This window comes from Mesorhizobium sp. WSM4809, assembly GCF_055811655.1.
Window position 1 is genome coordinate 1 of the sequence record NZ_JBVVQW010000025.1, and the last position, 21,853, is coordinate 21,853.

Sequence of the window (21,853 nt, forward strand, 5' to 3'; positions counted from 1 at the left end):
AACCCATCATAAGGGGGAAAACTGTTACCTATCTATCCGGTTCAAACTGTTACCCATCTATCGGCTGGACACCGGCAGGCGGATGAGGGGCGGCGCCGGCGTTCGCTACCTGTCACTGATCCGTGGAGCGACCTGAGCCATGGCCGATATCGTCTTCCGTAATGTGACCAAACGCTACGGCAATACACTCGCCGTCGATGACGCCTCGTTCACCGTTAACGACAATGAGTTCTTCTGCTTCTTCGGTCCGCCGCTGTCGGGCAAGTCGACCATCCTGCGCCTGGTGCTCGGGCTGGAGACACCTGACACCGGCGAAATCCTGATCGGAGGCAGGCCGGTCAACGCGATGTCGCCGGCCGAGCGCAACGTGGCGATGGTGTTCCAGAACCTGGCGCTGTCCCCGCATATGAGCGCGCTCGAAAATGTCCGCTTTCCCCTGGTCGAACGCCGGGTCGCCGAGGCCGAGATCAAGCGGCGGGTCACCGACGTCGCGGCGAAGCTGCATATCGGCCATATCCTGCACAAGCCGCCGGGACAGCTTTCGGGCGGGGAGCGGCAGCGCGTGGCGATCGCGCGGGCTCTGGTGCGCGATCCCAATGCCTATCTGATGGACGATCCGATCTCGGCGCTCGACGCCAGGCTGCGCGAGGAAACGCGCGTCGAACTGAAGCGCATCCAGCGCGAACTCGGCAAGACGCTGATCTATGTCACGCATGACCAGGAAGAGGCGATGTCGGTCGCTGACCGCATTGCTATCCTGGAGGACGGCAAGATCAGGCAGATCGGTACGCCGGCAGAGATCTACGACCGCCCGGCCAGCACCTATGTGGCAAGGCTGCTTGGTTCGCCGATGATGAACATCCTCAGATCGGCGCGCGGCGAGGGCGGTGTCGAAGCGGCTGAAGGCACGATTCGCATCGACGACAAGACAGCGCCCGCCGACGCCGTGGAGATCGGGCTGAGGCCGGAGGACATCAAGGTTAGACCGTGGGCGGATGGGGGCCCGGGCCGCCCGGCGCGAGTGTTCGAGGTCGAGCCGCTTGGCGGCTATACCGTGGTGACGCTCGCTGCCGGGCAGGCGCGGCTGAAGGCATTGCTGCGCGGCCAGCCCGACATCCGGCCGGATGCCATGGTGGCGATATCCTGCGAGCCGGCCAGAGTGCATTATTTCGAACAGAGCGGCGGAGCGTTGGCACGATGACGGCCGCCGCAAGGAAAGAATTTCGGGAGGAAGAGATGGGAAGCAAAGGCTTCGAGCCGGACGTGAAGGTCCGCACGAAGGAATACAAGATCGGCTGCGTCGGCGCAGGCATGATCATGGCCGAGTGCCATCTCGCCGCCTACAAGGAAGCTGGGTTCCCGGTGGTGGCAATGGCCTCGCGCACCAGGGCCAGCGCCGAGAAGGTGGCGACGCGCTGGGGCATTCCGACCGTCCACGACACACCGGAAAAACTGATCGAGGACGAAAATGTCGAGATCATCGACCTTGCTTTCCCGCCCGACCTGCAGCCGGCGCTGATCCGTCACGCGCTGAAGCAGAAGCACATCAAGGCGATCCTGGCGCAGAAGCCGTTGGCCTTGTCGGTCGAGGAAGCGGTCAAGCTGCGCGACGAGGCGGCAAAAGCCGGCAAGATCCTCTCGGTCAATCAGAACATGCGCTACGACCAGTCGATGCGCGTCTTGAAGCAGATCATCGACAGCGGCGCGCTGGGCGACATCGTCTTCGCGCAGATCGACATGCACGCCATCCCGCACTGGCAGAGCTTCCTCGAGGACTATGACCGGCTGACGCTCGCCAATATGAGTGTGCATCATCTCGACGTGCTGCGCTTTCTGTTCGGCGATCCCGACGAGATCACCACGCTGACACGCAAGGATCCGCGCACGACATTCGACCATTCCGACGGCATCACCGTGTCGACGCTGCGCTTCCCGTCCGGTGTGCTTGCCGTGTCGCTGGAGGATGTCTGGTCCGGTCCGCGTCAGGATGGCTACAAGGACGACCAGCACATCAACTGGCGCGTCGACGGCAGCAAGGGGGTCGCGAAGGGCACCATTGGCTGGCCGACGGGCGCTGCCTCGACGCTGACCTATGCCTCGACCGAGACGACCGGAGGCGAGTGGGTCAGTCCGAGCTGGGACACGATGTGGTTCCCGCATGCCTTTATCGGGGTGATGGAGCAGCTCCAGCACGCGGTGAAGACCGGCACACCGCCGGCGCTGTCGGTCGCCGACAACGTCAAGACCATGGCGCTGGTCGAGGCGGGTTATCGCTCGATCGACGAGGGCCGCACGGTCAAGCTTTCCGAAATCGCTACCTGATCACCGCAACTGAAACACCAGACAACTGAATCGCTTACAGGGAGGAATTCACACCATGATGCAGGCAGGTATTTTCACGGGCTATTTCCCGTACGGCCTCGAAGAGACGGCGAAGAAGATCCGTGGCCACGGTTTCAACACCGTGCAGCTCGACCTTCATTTCAAGGATATCGACCTGTCGGCCGGCCAGATCACCAAGGATAAGGCCAAGAAGGTTCGCGACACGTTCCGTGCCCACGACCTGCCGATCTGCTGCATCTCGGGCTACACCAATGTCATTCATCCCGACCTCGCGCACCGCAAGGCGAATGTCGATCGGCTGAACGAAATCATCCGCAACGCCCGCCAGCTCGGCAGTCCTTACGTGATCTCGGAGACCGGTACCTACAACACCGAGAGCGAGTGGATGAGCGATCCCAAGAACAAGTCCGAAGAGGGTTTTGAGATGTGCCGCAAGGTGATCTCCGAACTGGCGCAGGAAGCCTATGACCACGGCTCAATGTTCCTGCTCGAAACCTACGTCAACAATGTCGTCGGCTCGGTCGAGGAAACGGTGAGGATGTTCGCGCAGGTCGACCATCCGGGCCTCGGCCTGCTGATGGATCCGACCAACTACTTCGAAAGCCACAACATCGACCAGATGGACAAGGTGCTGAACCAGGTGTTCGACACGCTGGCCGACAAGGTCAAGATCGCGCATGCCAAGGATGTCGCACGAGCCGGCGACGACAAGAGCGAGAAGCATGCGGACATCGGCGATGACGACGCGCTGGCCTCGCACACCTTCCGCGGCGTTGGCGAGATGGTCCTCAACGCGCCGGGCACCGGCTCGCTGAACTACGACCTCTATCTGCAGCGCCTGTCGCAGAAGAACCCGAACATCCCGGTGATCATCGAACACCTTTCGGAAGACGACGTGCCGAGGGCCAAGAAATTTCTCGACGACAAGTTCCGCGCCAACGGTCTCTGACCAGCTGTGCGCCGCCCTTTCCCGGCGGTGCATCCGGCTTGGAAGCAACAACAAGGGAGGAATTGCAGTGTTGAAATTCGGATTGAAACTGGCAGCGGCCGCGACTGTTTTCGCGGGCATCGCATTCGCCTCGCCGGTAATGGCGCAGGATGGCCAGAAGACGTTCTACCTGCTGTCGCATGGCGGCCCGTCGGATGCGTTCTGGCTGGACTGGAATGCCGGCGCAACCAAAGCCTGCGACCAACTCAAGGTTACCTGCAAGATTTCCTTCAGCGGCGGCGACATGGCGGCGCAGAAGGAGGCCTTCAATTCCGCGCTTGCGGCCAAGCCCGACGGCATCGCCACCACCTCGGCCCAGCCGGGCCTGTGGACCGAGGAAGTGAAGGCTGCCAAGGCGGCCGGGATCCCGATCGTGTTCTTCAACACAGACGATCCGGCGACCGGACGGCAGGCCTATGTCGGCGCCGATCTCAAGGAGGCGGGGGTCATCTGGGCCAAGTATCTTGTCGACCACAAGATGGTGAAGCAGGGCGACAAGGTGTTCCTGCCGGTGGAAGTGCCTGGCGCCAGCTATCAGCAGCTGGAGACCGAAGGCATCGCCAGCGTCTTCGATCCGTTGGGGATCAAATATGATGTGGTCGATTGCGGCACCGACCCGGCCGGCATCATTGCCAAGATGACCGACTATATGGTGGCCAACAATCCGCCGGCGATCATCGCGCTCGGCGATTCCGTCGCGGCCAGCGTCAAGCGGGTGTTCGACGGCGCCGGTGTGCCGGCCGGCAAGATCCCGGTCGTCGGCTGGGGCAATTCGAAGGAAACCGCGGAAGCCGTGAAGTCCGGCTTCGTCAACGCGGCCGCCTGGCAGTTCCCGTCTGCGCAAGGCTTCATGCCGGTGGCGCTGCTCGGGCTCGCCGCGTCGGGCGAACCGATCGGCTACGACATCCATACTTTCAGCCTCTACGACGCCTCGAGCGTCGAACCGATCCTGAAACTCTACGACACGAAGTGAAAACCGGTGCCCGCGGCGCAGGCCGCGGGTACCATTTCAAAGCATGGTTCAAGCAGTCATGATGATCGCCGCAGAAGACGAAATGCCTGTCGGAAAACGCAGCTCGAGCCTTATGCGCTCGCCGCAATTCTCCTCGCTCATCATCCTCATTGTCCTGCTCGCGGTGTTCGCCATCGCCGATGCCAATTTCCTGTCGCCGCTCAACATCTCCAACATGATGGCGTTCCTCCCCGAGCTCGGCATTATCGCGCTCGGCATGACGCTGCTTCTGACGGCGGGCGAATTCGACCTGTCGGTTGGTGCCGTGTTCGGGCTGGCGCCGGTCGTCGTCATGCTACTGGTGCAGAACGGAGGCGTCGATATCGGCATCGCGCTTCTGGCCGGGCTTCTGCTGTGCATCGCCATCGGCGCCATCAACGGGCTGATCGTCACCAAGATCGGCATTTCGTCCTTCCTGGTCACGCTGTCCATGCTGCTCGTGGTGCGCGGGGCGGCGCTCTACATCACGCAGGGCTTTCCGCTGAAATCCTGGGACCAGCCAGGCTTTTTCGTCACGCTGCTGGCCGGCAGCTTCAATGTCGGGTCGTTCCGGTTCTACACCTCGCTGTGGTGGTTCATCGGTCTCTCGCTGCTGGCGATCTACGTGCTGCGCTATGCCAAGCTCGGCAACTGGATCAGCGCCATCGGTTCCAACCGGAACGCGGCGGTGGCGCGCGGCGTGCCGGCGGACGCCGTCAAGGTGTGGCTGTTCATCCTGACTTCGGTCCTTGCGGGACTGGCCGGCATGATCAGCGCCTTCCGCATCTCGGCCGCCTCACCGGTGGCCGGCACCGGCTACGAGCTCGAAGTGATCGCCATGGTGGTGGTCGGCGGCACGGCGCTGACCGGCGGACGCGGCACGATCCTCGGCACCATCGTCGGCGCGCTGATGCTGCGCGCGATCCGCAACGGCATCGTGCTGATCGGCGTGCCGGGCCTCGCCTACAACATCTTCGTCGGCCTCATCATCCTCGCCATGCTCATCCTGCACGCTTTGCTGCAGAAGAACGCCGCAAGGGGCTGATCATGGAAGTTCTCCGGCTGCAGAATCTGCAAAAATCCTTCGGCAGCGTTCGGGCGCTGAAGAATGCGTCCTTTGCTCTCAAGGAGGGCGAGGTTGTGGCCTTGCTCGGCGACAATGGCGCCGGCAAATCGACGCTTATCAAGGCGATTTCCGGTGTGTTTCCGATAGACCGTGGCGACATCTATGTGCGCGGCGAGAAGGTCTCGATCCGCTCGACGCGCGATGCGATGGACCTCGGCATCGAGACCATTCACCAGGATACGTCTCTGGCGCCGGATCTCAGCATTGCGCGCAATCTTTTCCTTGGGCGCGAACCGGTCAAGCTGAAATGGCTGGGCGTGTTCGCGCCGCTCGATTTCGCCAAATTGCGCGATGCGGCGTCGGCGCTGTTGAAGCGCGTCGGCATCTCGAAAAAACTCGACGCCGATGCGCTGGTCTCGACGCTGTCGGGTGGCGAGCGGCAGTCGATTGCGATTTCTCGCGCCATGCAGTTCTCCGCCAAGGTCATCATCCTCGACGAGCCGACCAACAATCTCGGTGTCGAGGAAACCCATGGCGTGCTGCGCTTCGTCAAGGAGGTGCGCGACGCCGGTCATTCCGTGCTTTTGATCACCCACAACATCCACCACGTGTTCCAGGTCGCCGACCGCATCATCGTCATGCGCCGCGGCGAGATCGTCGCCGAGCAGACGGTTGCCGATACCGATCTCCTGACCGTGGAGAGCATCATCACCGGCGCCGACATGTCGGCCCTGCTGAAAGAGACGAGAGCGAAGTGAAGAAGTTGGCCGTCACATGGTAGAACTCTACGGCAAGACGCTTTCGCGCCGGCAGGTGTCGGAACGTTCGGGCATGCTGTCGCAATTTGCCGGCGTGCGGCTGATGACGCTTGGCGACGGAGTGGAACGCGGCATCCGCATGCTGGAGTTCCGTACCGGCACGGGGCTGCGATTCACGACCCTGGTTGACCGGGCGCTCGACATCGCCGACTGCGACTTCAAGGGCCAGGCGATCGGCTGGCATTCGCCGAGCGGTTTTCGCCATCCCGGCCTGCACGATTATGAGGGGGAAGGCGGGCTCGCCTGGGCGCGCTCGTTTTCAGGCCTGCTTGTCACCTGCGGCCTCGACCACATATTGGGCCGCGAAGAGGTGCCTGCCGATAGCTACAACTACCCGGGCAAGAAGACCGTGATCCATTCGCTGCATGGTCGCGTCGGCACCATTCCAGCGCGGTTGACCGGTTATGGCGAGGCCTGGGATGGCGACCGCTGCGTGCTTTGGGCCGAAGGCATCGTTCAGCAATCGGCGGTGTTCGGCGAGGATTTGCATCTGATCCGGCGTATCGAGGCCAATGTCGGCGGCAACGAGATCCGGCTGTCGGACCGCGTCGTCAACCATGGCTTCAATCGCACGCCGCACATGTATTTTTACCACGTCAATGTCAGCCACCCCTTGCTCGACGAGGGTTCGCGTTATCTGGCGCCGATCCGCGACGTCGTCTGGGCTGGCCATGCAGGCGAACGCTACGAGGCGCAGAAGGTCGGCTACCGCACCGTGCCGGCGCCGCGACTGGGCTTCAGCGAGCAGGTCTGGCAGCATGAGATGGCGGCCGACGCCAATGGCGAGGTGCCGGTGGCGGTGGTCAATGACGGCATAGGGCTTGGCCTGGAAGTGATCACGCGCAAGGATCAGCTGCCTTGCGCCTACCAATGGCAGAATTTCCAGGCAGGGCAGTATGCGCTGGGCATAGAGCCCTCGACACACCATGTCTTGGGCAATCTCGCGGCGCGCGAGCGAGGCGAGATGATCTGGCTGGAGCATGGCGAAGGCCGTTCTTACGACGCGGTGTTCCGGGTGCTCGACGGCGCCGGCGCGATCGCCGCGGCCGAAGCAAAGATCGCGTCGATCGCCAGGCAGCCGCAACAGGATTATCCTGTGCCGTCGGGCAATTTTCCGGGATTGGCGGACAGGGCATGATGCGAAACGAATGCTCCGGCTGGCGGGCCGGAAATCGGAGGTCGATGTGATGGAGAAAAAGCGTGACTACAGCCTGGTCGGGGAAAGCACGCGCATCGCGATCGAGACTGGTCTGGCCTCGGCCGAGTGGTATCACACCGATGTGCCGCGCAAGGCGATGAAAGAGCTGATGCAACGCTCGGACGGGCCGGCGATCCGCGACACGATCATCTGGATCGTTGCCATATTGGGCTCTGCCGCCGGGATCGTCTGGTTCTGGGGCACGTGGTGGGTGGTGCCGTTCTTGCTCGTCTATGGCGTGCTCTACGGCTCGTCCAGCGACTCGCGCTGGCACGAGTGCGGCCACGGCACCGCCTTCCGCACGCGCTGGATGAACGATGCCGTCTACCAGATCGCCAGCTTCATGCTGATGCGCAACCCGGTGACTTGGCGCTGGAGCCATGCCCGCCATCACACCGACACGATCATCGTCGGCCGCGACGCCGAGATCGCGGTGATGCGTCCGCCGGACCTGCTACGCGCCGCACTCGCCTTCACCGGCATTCTCGATTTCCGCTATTCGCTGCCGACGCTGGTGCGCAATGCGTTCGGCAGCATCTCGCCCGACGAGAAAAGCTTTATCCCCGAGATGGAACTTCACAAGGTGGTCACAGCCGCGCGCTGGCATGTCGCCATCTATGCCGCGGCGATCGTGCTGGCGCTCTATCTGTGGTCGTTCCTGCCGCTGGTGCTGATCGGTCTGCCGCGCCTCTACGGCAGCTGGCACATGGTGCTGACCGGCCTGCTGCAGCATATTGGCCTGGCCGATAATGTCACCGACCACCGGCTGAACACGCGCACCGTCTACATGAACCCGATCAGCCGCTTCATCTACTGGAACATGAACTATCATGTCGAACACCACATGTTCCCGATGGTGCCGTATCACGCGCTGCCGAGGCTGCATGAATTAATCAAGCACGATCTGCCCGAGCCGAACCCTTCGATGTGGCATGCCTATCGCGAGGTCTGGCCGGTGCTGCTGAAGCAGCTTCAGTACGAGGACTATTTTCTCAAGCGTGAATTGCCGCCGACGGCCAAGCCATACCGGGACGAGTTCCATGCGCTGACCGTTCCGGCGGCGGCGGAATAGAGTTGCAGGAGACGAGAGATGGCCGACTGGGTTGAAGCGTGCGGCGTCGACGATGTCGAGGAAGAGGATGTCATCCGCTTCGATCATGGCGGGCGTACCTTCGCCATCTATCGCAGTCCCGATGACGAGTACTTCGCAACCGACGGGTACTGCACGCATGAGAAGGCGCATCTGGCCGATGGGCTGGTGATGGACGACATCATCGAATGCCCCAAGCACAATGGCCGCTTCAACTACAAGACGGGTGTGGCCCGAGGCGCACCGGTATGCGTCAATCTCGCCACCTATCCAGTGAAGGTCGAGGCTGGCAAAGTGATGATCGAGATCGGCTGACCTGCCGCCGAATGCAACTGAGGGAACCCTGTTGATGAGCCGAAAAAGACCGACGGTGGCGGATTTGCGCGCCATGAAAGGCAAGCGCCAGCTGACCATGCTGCGTGTGCTGACGATGGACGAGGCAGAGGCCGCGGAGCGCGCAGGGGTCGACATCGTCTCGGTGCCGCCCGAACTGGTGCTCAACCCGCAATACCGGGACGCCGCACCCAGCCTGTTCACCATGCCGGGCGACAATTTCTACGAGATCGGAACGGCGGACGATTTCTTGCGCTGGGCTTTCCGGCTCTACAAGGCCGGCGCCGACGCGGTCTATTGCAGCGCCGGCTACGCCACGATCAAGCGGATGGCCGATGACAATATCCCGGTGATCGGCCATGTCGGGCTGATCCCGTCACGGGCCACCTGGACCGGCGGCTTCAAGGCGGTCGGCAAGACCGCCGACACCGCCATGGAGGTCTTCGCGGCGGTGAAACAACTGGAGGCCGCAGGCGCCATCGGCGCCGAGATCGAGGTCGTGCCGGTCGAGGTGGCCAAGGCGATCTCGGAACGCACATCGTTGATCATGCTGTCAATGGGAGCGGGCACCGGTTGCGATGCGCAATATCTGTTCGCCGACGACATCCTCGGCCAGAACCGGGGCCACATGCCTCGCCATTCCAAGGTCTATCGCAATTTCGCCGCCGAATATGATCGTTTGCAGGCCGAGCGCATCGCCGCGTTCTCGGAGTATGTTGCCGATGTCAACAGTCTCGCCTATCCCGAAAACAAGCATGTGGTGCATATGGATCCGGCTGAGCTCAGCCTGTTCATGAAAAGGGTCGACAGGGCGTGAAATCTCAAGACAATAATGCGACGGACGACGCCGCGCCGGTTCATATTCTTACGCTTTCCTGCGAGGACCGGCCGGGGATCGTCGCCGCCGTCACGGCGGAGCTTGCCGCGACCGGCGCCAACATCGCCGAAAGCAGCCAGTTCTGGGACCGGCAGACCAATCGCTTTTTCATGCGGATCGCCTTCATCAGCCCGCCAGGCTCGACCAGGGACAGCCTGGAGCGGGCCTTGAAATCAAGCGTCGACCGCTTCGGCATGAAGACCGCGCTCGTCGATCAGGGGCGCCGCCCGAAGATCATCGTCATGGTCTCCAAGTTCGACCATGCGCTTCTCCATCTGCTGTACCAGATCAGGGTCGGCTGGCTGAACGCGGAGGTTGCCGCCGTCGTCTCCAACCACGAGGATGCCCGCCGCTTCGCCGAGTTGGAAGGCATTCCCTATCACCATTGGCCGACCACCAGGGAGAACAAGGCCGAACAGGAACAGAAGCTGCTGGACCTGGTGCAGCGGACAGGGGCCGAACTGGTCATCCTGGCGCGCTACATGCAGGTCTTCTCGAAAGGCCTGTCGGACCGGCTGTTCGGACGGGCGATCAACATCCACCATTCCTTCCTGCCGAGCTTCAAGGGCGCCAAGCCTTATCACCAGGCCTTCGACCGCGGCGTCAAGCTGATCGGTGCGACGGCGCATTACGTCACCTCCGACCTCGACGAGGGCCCGATCATCGACCAGGAGACCGAACGCGTCACCCACGCGATGAGCGCCGAGGATTTCGTTGCAGTCGGGCGCGACATCGAAAGCCGGGTGCTGGCGCGCGCGGTCAAGCTGCATCTCGAAGCCCGCGTCATGCTCAACGGCCACAAGACCATCGTCTTCTGAGAAGCCACGTCAGGCCGGCCAACTGCCGCCGGCGAGCGCGGCGTAAAGCGTCTCGGCGTCGATACCGAGCGGCCGGTCCTCTTTCAGCATGGGGACGAGCGAGCGTATCGCCGTGTGAATTGCGGCGGTGCGTGGCGCCAATGTGAAGCCGTCGCGCAGGTCGATGGCCTGTGCGGCGGCCATCAATTCGAAGGCGATCAGGCGGCGCCACAGCGCAATCATCCCGGCGCATTTTGCCACCGCCAGAGGCGTCTGCGTGGCGTGATCCTCGACTCCTTCCGACACGGCCAGGAAGTCGAGCATCACCGGATTGGCCTTGTGGCGGATGGCGGCCAGGATCGACGTCACCGTCTTCTGCAGCGGTACGAGGCCGGCCGAGGCGCCGCCGACCGGCGACAGATATTTCGGCACGCCATTGCGGCCCGAACCGGTGAGCTGGATGAAGCGGGCTGCACTGGCCGCGGCACATTGGGCGATCGCCAGGCCGAGCGTCTCGAAGGCGAGCGCCAGCGAGGCTGTGTGGAAATTGCCGGTCGACAGCACCAGCTCATCATCGCCCAGCACCAGCGGATTGTCGGCGGCGGCGTTCAGTTCGATCTCGACAGCCTGTCTCGCCTGGCCGACCGCCTCGATCAGCGCGCCATGGATCGACGGCATGCAGCGGATCGACAGCGGGTCCTGCAAGGTGGTCGGCGCCGGCGCCTCGTCGCGGACGAGCAGATCGTGCAGCACCTTGGCTGCTTGCTGCTGGCCTGCCGCCGGACGCGCCATATGCAGGCGCGGATCGAGGATGGTGCGGTTGGCGCCAAAACCTTCCATGGTCAGCGCGCCGGCCTGCTGCTGCTGGGCAAGGGCGGACAGCGCATCCGTCACCGCAAGCGCGCCGCTGCCGGCGGATACCGCCGAGGCGTTGATCAGCGACAGGCCGTCCTTGGGCGCCAGGCTGATGGGGGCGAGGCGCGCCATCATCAGCGCCTTGGCTGCCGGCATGCGACGGCCCTGATAGTCGGCTTCGCCTTCGCCGGTGAGCATGCGGGCGAGTGCCGTCATCAACACCAGGTCGCCGGCGCCGATCGAGCCGAGCGACGGCATGACGGGATGGACGCCGGCATTGAGCGCGTCGACCAAAGCGACGAAGACGGAAGGCGACAGGCCGGAGCCGCCGACCGAGAGCATCGCGGCGCGGGCGGCCATGGTTGCCCGCACGGCTTCGACCGGCAGCACCTCGCCGACGGCGCCGCTGCGTCCTTCAAGCAACTGGCGCTGGAAGGCGCCGGCGTCGCCGTCGACCGCGGTGCCGAGATTGGCGCCGAGCCCGGTGTTCAGGCCATAGATCTTCTGGCCGGATGCGGCGGCTTGGTCGAGCACTTTTCGTGCCTTTTCCAGCCTGCCGATGACATCGGGTCCAATCTCCACCTTGCGCCCATCGCGGGCGACCGCAGCGACATCGTCAATACCGACACCGGTTCCGGTGAGGACGAGCGCGCTCATGCGAAGCGCAGCCGCTGGCCGATGCCTTGCACTTGGGCCTTGGCCAGCATCGCCTTACCCAGCGCAATGTCGGACAGCGACAGGCCGCGATGCCAGAACAGGATCGTTTCGGCGTCGCTTTCGCGCCCGGCTTTCAGACCGGCGGCGATCTGGCCAAGCTCGGCATGCAGCGTCTTCTCGCTCAGCCGCCCGGTCTCGACATGGGCGCGCAGCGAGCCGAACTTGCCGCCCTTGCACTGGCCCCAATCGTCGACGACGATCTTCTGCATAATATCGGTCAACGACAGTTCCACCGCGCTCATCGTGCCGTAGGGCACGACCAACGCGCCGGGCTTGATCCATTCCGTCTTGAGCAATGGCTGCGGCTCCGGCAACCGCGAGGCCTCGACGACAATGTCGGCGCCCTCGATGCAGCTTTTCCAGTCGGCGACCGCCGTCACCGTCTTGCCGAGATCGGCGGACAGTCTGGCGGCAAAACCGTCGCGGCTTTCCGGGCGGCGCGAATGGACGCGGATCTCGTCGAAATCGAAGAGATAGTCGAGCAGGCGGACATTCCAGTAGGCGGTGCCGCGCGCGCCGATATGGGCCAGCACTTTGGAATTCTTTCGCGCCAGATGCCTGGCGCCGATGGCGGTGACGGCGCCTGTGCGCATGTCGGTGATGACGGTGGCGTCGAGGATGGCGCGCGGCGCGCCGGTGCGCGGGTCGAACAGGTTGAGGATGCCGAATTCGGAAGGCAGGCCATGCAGGTAATTGTCGACATAGTCGCCGACGATCTTGACGCCGGCCGTGTCGAGCGGCGCGACGTAGCCGCGCAAGACGTTGAAATGGCCGTGGAAGGACGGGTCCGGCTCAAGATGGACGCGCGGTTCGACCACCGTCTGGCCCTTGCCTTGCGCCACCAGGCCAGCCTCGACGGCGGCAATGATTTCGCCATCGGTCATGGCAAGGGCGTCGATGTCGAGGGCATTGAGGTAGTCGATGTAGATGGGCTTCATGTTACGCGGACACTTTCCTCGACCACCCCGTTCATCCCATAGCAGGCCAAGGCGGGACACGAAAGTTTGTTGCGAGGTCTCTGGACGCCGCCGGTGAGATGCTGTTCAAACCGGTTCCGTCATGACAGCCGTTCCCGAGACCGCAACCTTATCCGAAACGGCCACCAATGCGCGGCGCGTGGCGCTGATTGTCGCCATCGCTTTCTTCATGCAGTTTCTGGATTCGACGATCATCTCGACCTCGCTGCCGCAGATGGGGGCTTCCTTCGGCGTGTCGGCGGTGGCGATCAGCATCGGCATCACGGTCTACATGCTGACCATGGCCGTATTCGTGCCGCTGTCGGGCTGGCTCGCCGACCGGTTCGGCGCACGTAACATCTTCCTGCTGGCGATCGTCCTGTTCACCCTGGCCTCGCTTGCCTGCGGCGTCTCGCAAAACCTGACCCAGTTCGTCGCCGCACGTGTCGTGCAAGGGCTCGGCAGCGCGCTGATGACGCCGGTCGGGCGCATCCTGGTACTGCGTAATGCGTCGAAGTCGGAGCTGCTGAACGCCACGGCACTGATCACCTGGCCGGCGCTGTTTGCGCCGGTGATCGGGCCGGTGCTCGGCGGCTTCATCACCACCTATCTGTCCTGGCACTGGAATTTCTTCATCAACATCCCGCTTGGCGTGGTCGGGTTGGTGCTGGTCGCCCGCTTCATTCCGGGCGATCGCGAAGCCGACCCCAAGCCGCTCGACTGGCCGGGTTTTTTCCTGACATCGGCGGGGCTTGCCTTGCTTCTCTATGGCCTTGAACGCATCGCGCACCCGGAGGACGGCGTTCTTCCGACGGTGCTGCTGGTCGTAGCCGGCATCGTCATCGGCTGGCTGGCGGTGCGGCATCTCAGGCGCGCGCCGCATCCGCTGCTCGATCTCTCCTCGTTCAAGGTGCTGACCTTCGCCATCTCGACGCTCGCCGCCGGCACCATTTTCCGGGTGGCGATCAACGCCACGCCATTCCTGTTGCCGCTGCTGTTCCAGGTCGGCTTTGGCCTCTCGTCCGTCGATGCCGGCTTGATGATCCTGGCCTATTTCCTCGGCAATCTCGGCATGAAGACGGTGACGACACCAACGCTGCGCCGTTTCGGCTTCCGGTCGGTGCTGGTCGTCAACGGCCTGATCGCTTCGGCGGCGATCATGGCATGTGCTGCGATCTCGCCGCAGACGCCACAGGTGCTGGTGGTGGCGCTGATGCTGATCGCCGGCCTGTCGCGCTCGATGCAGTTCACCGCGCTCAACACACTGGCCTTCGCCGACATCGATGCGGCGCAACGAAGCTCGGCGGCGACGCTGTCCTCGATGCTGCAGCAGGTGGCGATGTTGTTCGGCGTCGCGGTGGCGGCGGCGATCCTCAATTTGTCGCAGATCGCAAGGGACCGGCCGGCCCTCGATCTTGTGGATTTTCGAGTAGCCTTCCTGGCGATCGGCGCCATCGGGCTGGTGGCGGCGTTGCGTTTTCTCGTGCTGCCGCCAGGTGCGGGCGCGGAGGTTTCCGGCCACTCGCCGGGAAATTGAGATCGATTTTTCCGCCTGATGCGGAGATAAATTCCGTCTTGTCCTTTCGCCTTGGTGCAGCCTTTTCGCGAGTGGCGGCTATGGCGCAAGCAATTGCCAAAAGTGCAGAGTTTTCCGAGCATTGCGCCAGCTTCGGCAATCGACGCGTCCATTTGGTAAATATCGCTGCCGGCCGGGGTTCCGAGCGCGGATTCATTTGACGAACCGGCGTTGGGCCGATTAGCGTTCTTTCCCAGGGATGGCAGCGCTGCCATCGGGGCAAACGCAGACATGAACACGATCGGCTGGCCGAATTTCAGGAGCCTGAATCAGGAAGGCATTGTCTTTGCCATAGCGGTGGTGCTGTTCGTTACAGCGGCCATAGGCCTGCCGGGTTTCATCGATCCCAACAATCTCGTCGCCATTGTCCGCTCGGTGTCGGTGCTGGGCATCCTTGCGCTCGGCATGGCCGTGGTCGTCATCGGCCGCGGCATCGACCTCTCCGCCGTGGCGATCATGGCGATGTCGGTCGCCTGGTACCTGCAACTTCTGAATTCGGGTACGCCGGACGGGCTGGCCTTCGCCTACGTGCTGGCCGGTGTGCTGGCCATCGGCCTGCTCAATGGCTTTCTCGTCGCCTATGCCGACGTGCCGGCGATCTTCGTGACGCTGGCGACAGGCTCCTTCGTCTTCGGCTATGTGCGCTCGCAACTGATCACGCAGGATGCCGTGCCGGTGCCGCAGGGCCATTGGGTCGAGTTGCTCGGCGGCCTGCGCTTCCTCGACATTCCCATCGAGGTTTTCGTCTTCGCCGGCCTGGCCTTCCTGTTCTTCCTGTTCCTGCGCTACACCAAATGGGGCCGCTACATCTATTTCGCCGGCGACAATCCGGTCGCCGCCCGCAACATCGGCATTCCGGTGCGGCCGATGCTGGTGCTGCGCTATGTGCTCTCCGCCCTGGTCGCGCTGATCGCCGGCCTGCTGACGGCGGCGAGCCTGCATTCGATCAACACCCGGGTCGTCAACTCAACGCTGCTCTACGATATCGTGCTGGTGGCGGTGATCGGCGGCATCGGCCTGTCCGGCGGGCGCGGCGGGGTGCGCAACGTGCTGGTCGGTGCGGCGCTGATCGGCATCCTGCTCAACGCCATGACCATCATCGACATCCCGCTGCTCTACCAGAACCTGATCAAGGCCGCGATCCTGCTCGGCGCCATCATCGTCGACGGCATCATCAATCCACGTGACGAGCAGACCGCCCAGCAGGGCGATATTTAGTACCTGAACTGCAGCGGACGGTTGGGGCCGGCCGCTGATAACAAAACCAAACCAGAGGATGTGACATGAAACTGATCAGAACACTCATGGCAGCTGCCACGGCGCTTGCCGTCACCGCCTTCGTGCCGCCCACCTTCGCCGCCGACGATCCCGGCCCGGCGGCTTACGCGCAGGCGCTCAAAGGCAAGCGCGTCATGCTGGTGCCGCTGGCGATGGGCTTCGACCTGGCGCAGGGCTGGGCGCATTATCTGAAGACCGAAGTCGAGGCGTGGGGCGGCGTGTTCGAGACGCGCGATCCGAACTGGGTCGTCGACGCCGGCGCGCAGGCGATCACCGACGCCATCTCGTCGGACACCAGGCCGGATGTGCTGATCATCCATGCGCCGGACCTCAACTCCTATTCCAAGCTGATGAAGAAGGCGCAGGCCGCCGGCACCTACGTCATCCTGGTCGACAATCCCGCCAACTTCCCGGCCGACGCCTTTATCGGCAGTGACTGGGACCGGCTTGGCCAGCTCGAGGCCGAAGCGGCGATCAAGGGCTGCGGCCCGAACTCCTCCAAGAAGCTCGGTTTGGTGCAAGGCGACCAGGCCAATTCGTCGAGCCTTTACCAGTATGCCGGCATCATGAAGGTGCTGGAGAAGCATCCCGACTTCAAGGTGGTGGCAAAGCCCGATTCAAACTGGGATGCGACGACCTCGCGCAATGTGACGACGACGATGCTGCAGCAGAACCCGGACATCTGCTCGATCATCGATTTCTGGGATGGTGACGCCACCGGCGCGGCCGCCGCGATCCGCGACGCCAAGCTCGACGGCAAGGTGTTCCTGGTCACCACGGGCGGTGGCGAGAAGGCGGCCGATTGCGACAAGCTGCAGGACGGCACCTATGGCGCCGTGGTGATGACCGACCTTGCCCGCCAGTCGGGTGACATGAACGCCATCATCAAGTTCTTGCTGCAGAGCGGCCAGCCGGCCGGCACGTCGCACACCTACATCTACACGCTGGAGAAGGCGACGACCAAGGCCGACCTGAAGCCCGACAGCTGCTGGGACCTGAAGGCGCTGCAGGCACAAGCGGCGGCGAAATAAGCGAACTCTTCTCAACACCGATCGAAGAGGTGGCCGGATTGCCCGACCACCTCTTCTCTTGAATCCCAGATTTGCAGCAGTGACCTGATGTCCTTTCGCGAACGCCTCCAGTCCTGGCGCTACAATCTCGTGCCCGACCATGTCGTCGGCGAGATACTGACCAAGCGCTGGACCGACAATGCCATTCCGTTCCTGGCACTGGTGGCGACGCTGGCAACCTTCGGCTCGATCATTCCGGGCTTCTTCAAGCTGACCGCTTTGCAGGAATCCACCCGCCAGCTTGGCGAGTTCTCCATGGTGGTAACCGGCATGACAGTGGTTATGCTGGGCGGCGGCATCGACCTGTCGGTCGGCTCGATCTTCGCACTGTCCTGCTTCTCCGCCGTCTATGTCTTCTTCATCCTCGAACAGTCGATCTGGCTGGCGCTGGCCGCGTCGCTGGCCACCGGCCTCATCTTCGGCGCCATCAATGGCTATCTCGTTGGATATCTGCGCCTGCGCGCCTTCCTCACCACGCTGGTCACCTTCATCTTCGGACGGGCGCTGTTCGACATCCTGGTCACCACCTATGCCGCCGATGTGCAGCTCTCGACCGCGACATCGGATGTGCTCGACTTCATCGGCGACAGCACCTTCTGGGGGCTCTCCGTCTCGGTGTGGCTGGCGATCATCCTGGCCATCGTCACCCATATCGCGCTGACCCGTTCACGTCCGGGCTGGCACGTGCTGGCGGTCGGCGGTTCGAGGCGCTCGGCCCACAATGCCGGCATCCGCGTGCGCCGCACGGTGTTCATGACCTATGTCTTCTCCGGCTTCTGCGCCTCGATCGGCGGCTTCCTCATCGCTTGCCGGCTGAGCGGGGCAGGGCCGGGCACGGGCCTCAACCTCGAGATCATGGCGCTGACGGCGGCGGTGGTCGGCGGCGTCAGCCTTGGCGGCGGCCGCGGCTCGGTGATCAAGGGGCTGATGGGCGCCATCATCGTGCTGACCATGACCAACGGGCTGATCCGGCTGGGCTATGGCACCGGCACCAACCAGATGGTGCTGGGCATCATGCTGGCGGTCGCGGTGACCATCGACATCCGCTGGCTGAAGAACCGCCACAAGGTGCTGAACGAGGTCTATGTTGCGCCGGTCTATCTCAAGATGGGCGAGACGCAGTCGGCCGCACCAGGCTCCGGAACGCCCTACGAACTCGACAACCGGTTGTCGGCCGCAGAGCATATCGGGCTTGGCGAGCTGGAAGGGCCTGAAGACGTCATTCTCGACCGTGACGACAATCTCTATTGCGGCACGCGCCATGGCGAAATCGTCCGCTTCTTCGCGCCGGACTACGTCAAATCCGAGGTGTTTGCTCACATCGGCGGTTTCCCCCTGGGGCTGGCCTTCGACAAATCAGGCAATCTGATCAGCTGCGTCGGCGCCATGGGGCTCTACTCCGTCTCGCCGGAGCGGGAGGTCAAACGCCTGTCGGCGGAGACGTCGCGTTCGTGGACCTCGATCGTCGACGATGCGCGGCTGCGCGATCCCAATGACTGCGACATCGCACCCGACGGGCGCATCTATTTCACCGACTCCACCAAGCGCTACGACGCGCATGAATGGGCGCTGGATTCGATCGAGAACCGCGCCACGGGCCGGCTGCTGGTCTATGACCCGAAGGACGGCTCGACGAAGACGCTGCTCGACGGTTACCGCTACACCAACGGTGTGTGCATGGCGCATGACGGCAAGTCGCTGTTCTTCGCCGAAAGCTGGGCTTGCCGCGTGCATCGCTACTGGCTGGAAGGACCGAAGGCCGGCACCGCCGAATGCGTCATCCGCGACATGCCGGGCTATCCCGACAACATCAACCGCGCCTCCGATGGTAATTATTGGATGGCGTGGCTCGGCATGCGCACGCCGAGCTTCGACCTGTCGCTGCGCCATCCCGACATGCGCAAGCGCATGACGCGCCGCCTGCCGCAGGATGAATGGCTGTTCCCCAACATCAACACCGGCGGCGTGGTCAAATTCAACGAGAAGGGCGGCATCGTCGAGGCAATGGGCGACCTCACCGGCGGCGCGCATCCGATGGTCACCTCGATGCGCGAGCACAAGGGATATCTGTTCGTCGGCGGCATCCTCAACAACCGCATTGGCCGCTACAAGATCGCAGGCGCCGACCCGAACTGGACCAGTCCCGCTTCCTATTGGGGGGCGAAGCCATGATCCTCGATCCGGTGCTGGACCTGTTTCGCGGCAAGGCGGTCACCATCCCGCCGCTCGACGGCGCTTTTCGCCCCAACACGCGGCTGGATGATGCGCCGGCCTTTGCCGAGCTGACGGAACCAGACAATCTGCTCGTTACCGGTGACAGGCTACTGGCCTCCAGCGGCAACGCCATCCATTCGATTGCGGCTGGAGCGGAACCTGTCGTGGTCGAGACCTTTCCGTCTGCCGTCACCGCGCTGGCGCTGTCGCCATCCGGTGAACTGACGGTCGGGCTGGAAAGCGGAAAGCTGCTGATCGGGGGCAGCGACGTTTCGCTGCCGGCTGACCTCAGCTGCATCACCGCACTTGCCTATGCGGATGACGGCACGTTGTGGCTGGCCAATGGCTCGGCCGAGCACGCGCCGTCGCAATGGGCTGCCGATTTGATGAAGAAGGGTGCCTCCGGTTCGCTGTGGAAGCGAGACGCCGCGGGCGGTGATTTCCGCAAAGTCGCCGGCGAGATTGCCTTTCCCCATGGCCTGCATCCAGTCGGCAGCGATGTGCTAGTCTGCGAAAGCTGGCGTCATCAGTTGGTGCGTTTCGATGGCGCGACGGGCAGCCGCTCGACGGTTCTGACGCATCTGCCCGGCTATCCCGCGCGGCTGTCGCCTTCCGCCGATGGTGGGGCGTGGCTGACCCTGTTTGCGCCGCGCAACCGGCTGATCGAGTTCGTGCTACAGGAAACGCATTACCGTCAGGACATGCTGAGCCAGGTGCCGCCGGCCTACTGGATCGCGCCGGCGCTGGCCTCCAGCCGCAGCTTCCTCGAGCCGCTGCAATGCGGCGGCATCCGCACCATGGGCATCCACAAGCCATGGTCGCCGAGCCGCTCCTACGGGCTGGTGGTCAGGCTCGACCAGAAGATGCAGCCGCAATTCAGCCTGCACAGCCGCGCCAACGGCACGCGCCATGGCATCTGCAGCGTTGCGGAAAAGGACGGTCTTCTGTTCATCGCCTCCAGGGGCGGCGACTGTATCCTTTCCGTCGCCACGGGAGGTTTCTGATGGAACCGATTGTCCGTCTGGAGAATGTCACCAAGAACTACCGCGGCGTGCCCGCGGTGAAGAATGTCAGCTTCGACCTGCGCAAAGGCGAAATCCACGCGCTGCTCGGTGAGAACGGCGCGGGAAAATCGACGCTGACCAAGATCATCGCCGGTGTGGTCGACGCCACCTCGGGCAAGATGTTCCACAAGGGGCAAGAGATCGCCTACGCCTCGCCGCATGCAGCGCTTGAAGCCGGCATCGCCATGGTGTTCCAGGAGACGAGCCTGGTGCCGTCGATGACGGTGGCGCAGAACCTCTATCTCGGCACCGAAAAGTTCCTCAACCGGCTGCGCGGCACCTACATTTCGGCGCAGCAATTCCTGCAATCGCTGAACTTTCCCGTCGACCCGAACGCCATGGTGGCGACGCTGGGTGCTGCCAAGCGGCAGATGGTCGAGATCGCGCGCGCGGTGCACCACAATGCCGAGATCATCATCTTCGACGAGCCGACGGCGACGCTGACGCCGGAAGAAAAGCGGCACTTCTTCGCGCTGATCCGGCGGCTGAAGGCGAGCGGCGTGTCGATCGTCTTCATCAGCCACGCGCTGGAAGAGGCGCTCGATATCGCCGACCGCATCACCATCCTGCGCGACGGCGAGCTGGTCATCACCGACGACACGTCTGCTTTCGACCGCGACAGGATCGTGTCCGCAATGGTCGGGCGCACGCTGTCGGGGCAGATCTACCGGCAGCGCGACGAAGCGAAGCTTCGCAAGGCGGGCAAGAAGGTGCTGTCGGTGCAGGACATCTCGATGAGCAATGTCGTGCGCAACACGTCCTTCTCGATCTTCGAGGGCCAGATCACCGGCGTGTTCGGGCTGATTGGCTCCGGCCGGACCGAGACGTTCAAGATCGTCTCGGGCATCTACAAGCGCGATTTCCGGCGTGGCGGCGCCATTGAGCTGGACGACAGGCCGGTGCGCTACCTCGTGCCGAGCGAGGCGGTGGCCGACGGCATCGTCTATGTCACCGAGGATCGCAAGAGCGAGGGCATCTTCGAGACGATGGGCATTGCCGAGAACCTGTTCGGCGGGCTGCTGGCGGCGGGCCGCGAAAAGGCCTGGGTAATCAACGCGCAGGAAATGCGCGCGCTCTCAGCCGAATGGACGAAGACGTTGAACATCAAGGCGATCAACGACAATGCGCGCGTCGTCGAACTGTCCGGCGGCAACCAGCAGAAGGTGGTGATCGGCAAGGGGCTGGTGCAGCAGCCGCGCATCGTCATCTTCGACGAGCCGACGCGCGGCGTCGATGTCGGCGCGATCGCCGAGATCCATCAGATCATCAACCGGCTGGCCGACGAGGGCCTGGCCGTCGTCGTCATCTCGTCCTACCTGCCGGAGATCATGAACCTGTCCGACCGCATCCTGGTCTGCCGCCAGGGCCGCATCGTCGAGGAGTTTTCGCCGGCCGAGGCGACGGAGGAGAAGATCATGTACGCGGCGGTTCACTAGGTTTTTTGGCGGGTGGTCGGTGGTCCACATACGTTGGCAATTTGGCGAAGGCTTCTACCTCATCGTCATCCTCGGGTCTCCGCGACGGCGCTTCGCGCCTGCTTCGCCCGTGGATGACGAAGTTTAGGTGCCTCGGCTAATCTTCAACGCTATTGCGGGCCAAAAACTGGGTCAAAGAAGCCGGTT

General features: G+C 63.4%; 19 protein-coding genes. 17 read left to right on the forward strand and 2 right to left on the reverse strand.

What is annotated here, in order from left to right; translation table 11 throughout:
• The first annotated feature begins 139 nt into the window (after positions 1-139).
• The 11 genes from AC0L24_RS31345 to purU all read left to right on the forward strand — a co-directional run bounded on the left by AC0L24_RS31345 (position 140) and on the right by purU (position 10,522).
• Complete coding sequence (locus AC0L24_RS31345) at positions 140-1,201, forward strand: ABC transporter ATP-binding protein (protein WP_473564780.1); 1,062 nt, start codon at positions 140-142, stop codon at positions 1,199-1,201.
• Between the two features lie 35 nt (positions 1,202-1,236).
• Positions 1,237-2,322: a Gfo/Idh/MocA family protein gene (locus AC0L24_RS31350; RefSeq protein WP_127809915.1), complete on the forward strand. Its 1,086-nt coding sequence runs from the start codon at positions 1,237-1,239 to the stop codon at positions 2,320-2,322.
• 55 nt (positions 2,323-2,377) lie between these two features.
• Entirely contained in the window at positions 2,378-3,292 is a 915-nt protein-coding gene (locus tag AC0L24_RS31355; protein WP_473564781.1) for a sugar phosphate isomerase/epimerase family protein, read from the forward strand.
• A 67-nt stretch (positions 3,293-3,359) separates the two neighbouring features.
• Complete coding sequence (locus AC0L24_RS31360; protein ID WP_127382086.1) at positions 3,360-4,304, forward strand: sugar ABC transporter substrate-binding protein; 945 nt, start codon at positions 3,360-3,362, stop codon at positions 4,302-4,304.
• A gap of 82 nt (positions 4,305-4,386) precedes the next feature.
• Positions 4,387-5,367 (forward strand): ABC transporter permease, encoded by a 981-nt coding sequence (locus AC0L24_RS31365; protein WP_292681338.1) that lies wholly within the window; start codon positions 4,387-4,389, stop codon positions 5,365-5,367.
• Positions 5,364-6,146, forward strand: coding sequence for an ATP-binding cassette domain-containing protein (locus tag AC0L24_RS31370; RefSeq protein ID WP_164895791.1), 783 nt, complete (start codon positions 5,364-5,366; stop codon positions 6,144-6,146). The genes AC0L24_RS31365 and AC0L24_RS31370 overlap by 4 nt, the downstream gene beginning before the upstream one ends.
• A 16-nt stretch (positions 6,147-6,162) precedes the next feature.
• Complete coding sequence (locus AC0L24_RS31375; protein WP_292681334.1) at positions 6,163-7,344, forward strand: aldose 1-epimerase family protein; 1,182 nt, start codon at positions 6,163-6,165, stop codon at positions 7,342-7,344.
• A 49-nt stretch (positions 7,345-7,393) separates the two neighbouring features.
• Positions 7,394-8,476: a fatty acid desaturase family protein gene (locus AC0L24_RS31380; RefSeq protein WP_245486817.1), complete on the forward strand. Its 1,083-nt coding sequence runs from the start codon at positions 7,394-7,396 to the stop codon at positions 8,474-8,476.
• Positions 8,477-8,494: 18 nt separating this feature from the next.
• Complete coding sequence (locus AC0L24_RS31385) at positions 8,495-8,809, forward strand: MocE family 2Fe-2S type ferredoxin (RefSeq protein WP_128289880.1); 315 nt, start codon at positions 8,495-8,497, stop codon at positions 8,807-8,809.
• Positions 8,810-8,843: 34 nt separating this feature from the next.
• On the forward strand, positions 8,844-9,644 hold the full coding sequence (locus AC0L24_RS31390) for a 3-methyl-2-oxobutanoate hydroxymethyltransferase (protein ID WP_128289881.1): 801 nt from the start codon (positions 8,844-8,846) through the stop codon (positions 9,642-9,644).
• Positions 9,641-10,522 (forward strand): formyltetrahydrofolate deformylase, encoded by an 882-nt coding sequence (purU, locus tag AC0L24_RS31395; protein ID WP_473564782.1) that lies wholly within the window; start codon positions 9,641-9,643, stop codon positions 10,520-10,522. Before AC0L24_RS31390 ends, purU begins: the two co-directional genes overlap by 4 nt.
• 9 nt (positions 10,523-10,531) lie before the next feature.
• Here the strand turns inward: purU and AC0L24_RS31400 are convergent, their stop codons facing one another.
• Both AC0L24_RS31400 and AC0L24_RS31405 read right to left on the reverse strand, forming a co-directional pair.
• Positions 10,532-12,013 (reverse strand): HAL/PAL/TAL family ammonia-lyase, encoded by a 1,482-nt coding sequence (locus tag AC0L24_RS31400; RefSeq protein ID WP_292136757.1) that lies wholly within the window; start codon positions 12,011-12,013, stop codon positions 10,532-10,534.
• Complete coding sequence (locus tag AC0L24_RS31405) at positions 12,010-13,011, reverse strand: ornithine cyclodeaminase family protein (protein ID WP_127397914.1); 1,002 nt, start codon at positions 13,009-13,011, stop codon at positions 12,010-12,012. The genes AC0L24_RS31400 and AC0L24_RS31405 overlap by 4 nt, the downstream gene beginning before the upstream one ends.
• Positions 13,012-13,132: 121 nt before the next feature.
• Between AC0L24_RS31405 and AC0L24_RS31410 the strand changes: the two genes are divergently transcribed.
• The 6 genes from AC0L24_RS31410 to AC0L24_RS31435 all read left to right on the forward strand — a co-directional run bounded on the left by AC0L24_RS31410 (position 13,133) and on the right by AC0L24_RS31435 (position 21,667).
• Positions 13,133-14,566 carry a DHA2 family efflux MFS transporter permease subunit gene (locus AC0L24_RS31410; protein ID WP_292136751.1) on the forward strand — a complete coding sequence of 478 codons (1,434 nt, stop codon included), beginning with the start codon at positions 13,133-13,135 and terminating at the stop codon, positions 14,564-14,566.
• A 270-nt stretch (positions 14,567-14,836) separates the two neighbouring features.
• Complete coding sequence (locus AC0L24_RS31415) at positions 14,837-15,823, forward strand: ABC transporter permease (protein WP_473564784.1); 987 nt, start codon at positions 14,837-14,839, stop codon at positions 15,821-15,823.
• 65 nt (positions 15,824-15,888) lie between these two features.
• Entirely contained in the window at positions 15,889-16,914 is a 1,026-nt protein-coding gene (locus AC0L24_RS31420; protein ID WP_127809924.1) for a sugar ABC transporter substrate-binding protein, read from the forward strand.
• 87 nt (positions 16,915-17,001) lie between these two features.
• A complete protein-coding gene (locus tag AC0L24_RS31425; protein ID WP_292633730.1) occupies positions 17,002-19,125 on the forward strand; it encodes an ABC transporter permease in 2,124 nt (707 codons plus the stop codon).
• Positions 19,122-20,171, forward strand: a complete 1,050-nt coding sequence (locus AC0L24_RS31430) for an SMP-30/gluconolactonase/LRE family protein (RefSeq protein ID WP_127809926.1) — start codon at positions 19,122-19,124, stop codon at positions 20,169-20,171. The genes AC0L24_RS31425 and AC0L24_RS31430 overlap by 4 nt, the downstream gene beginning before the upstream one ends.
• The gene (locus tag AC0L24_RS31435) at positions 20,171-21,667 is read left to right on the forward strand and encodes a sugar ABC transporter ATP-binding protein (RefSeq protein WP_292337009.1); all 1,497 of its coding nucleotides are present in this window, start codon (positions 20,171-20,173) and stop codon (positions 21,665-21,667) included. The genes AC0L24_RS31430 and AC0L24_RS31435 overlap by 1 nt, the downstream gene beginning before the upstream one ends.
• The last annotated feature ends 186 nt before the right edge of the window (positions 21,668-21,853 follow it).

Bases quoted from the DNA above. Each gene is read 5' to 3' on its own strand.
- AC0L24_RS31345 (WP_473564780.1), top strand. From the start codon at position 140: ATGGCCGATATCGTCTTCCGTAATGTGACCAAACGCTACGGCAATACA.
- AC0L24_RS31350 (WP_127809915.1), top strand. From the start codon at position 1,237: ATGGGAAGCAAAGGCTTCGAGCCGGACGTGAAGGTCCGCACGAAGGAA.
- AC0L24_RS31355 (WP_473564781.1), top strand. From the start codon at position 2,378: ATGATGCAGGCAGGTATTTTCACGGGCTATTTCCCGTACGGCCTCGAA.
- AC0L24_RS31365 (WP_292681338.1), top strand. From the start codon at position 4,387: ATGCCTGTCGGAAAACGCAGCTCGAGCCTTATGCGCTCGCCGCAATTC.
- AC0L24_RS31375 (WP_292681334.1), top strand. From the start codon at position 6,163: ATGGTAGAACTCTACGGCAAGACGCTTTCGCGCCGGCAGGTGTCGGAA.
- AC0L24_RS31380 (WP_245486817.1), top strand. From the start codon at position 7,394: ATGGAGAAAAAGCGTGACTACAGCCTGGTCGGGGAAAGCACGCGCATC.
- AC0L24_RS31385 (WP_128289880.1), top strand. From the start codon at position 8,495: ATGGCCGACTGGGTTGAAGCGTGCGGCGTCGACGATGTCGAGGAAGAG.
- AC0L24_RS31390 (WP_128289881.1), top strand. From the start codon at position 8,844: ATGAGCCGAAAAAGACCGACGGTGGCGGATTTGCGCGCCATGAAAGGC.
- AC0L24_RS31400 (WP_292136757.1), bottom strand. From the start codon at position 12,013: ATGAGCGCGCTCGTCCTCACCGGAACCGGTGTCGGTATTGACGATGTC.
- AC0L24_RS31405 (WP_127397914.1), bottom strand. From the start codon at position 13,011: ATGAAGCCCATCTACATCGACTACCTCAATGCCCTCGACATCGACGCC.
- AC0L24_RS31410 (WP_292136751.1), top strand. From the start codon at position 13,133: ATGACAGCCGTTCCCGAGACCGCAACCTTATCCGAAACGGCCACCAAT.
- AC0L24_RS31415 (WP_473564784.1), top strand. From the start codon at position 14,837: ATGAACACGATCGGCTGGCCGAATTTCAGGAGCCTGAATCAGGAAGGC.
- AC0L24_RS31420 (WP_127809924.1), top strand. From the start codon at position 15,889: ATGAAACTGATCAGAACACTCATGGCAGCTGCCACGGCGCTTGCCGTC.
- AC0L24_RS31425 (WP_292633730.1), top strand. From the start codon at position 17,002: ATGTCCTTTCGCGAACGCCTCCAGTCCTGGCGCTACAATCTCGTGCCC.
- AC0L24_RS31430 (WP_127809926.1), top strand. From the start codon at position 19,122: ATGATCCTCGATCCGGTGCTGGACCTGTTTCGCGGCAAGGCGGTCACC.
- AC0L24_RS31435 (WP_292337009.1), top strand. From the start codon at position 20,171: ATGGAACCGATTGTCCGTCTGGAGAATGTCACCAAGAACTACCGCGGC.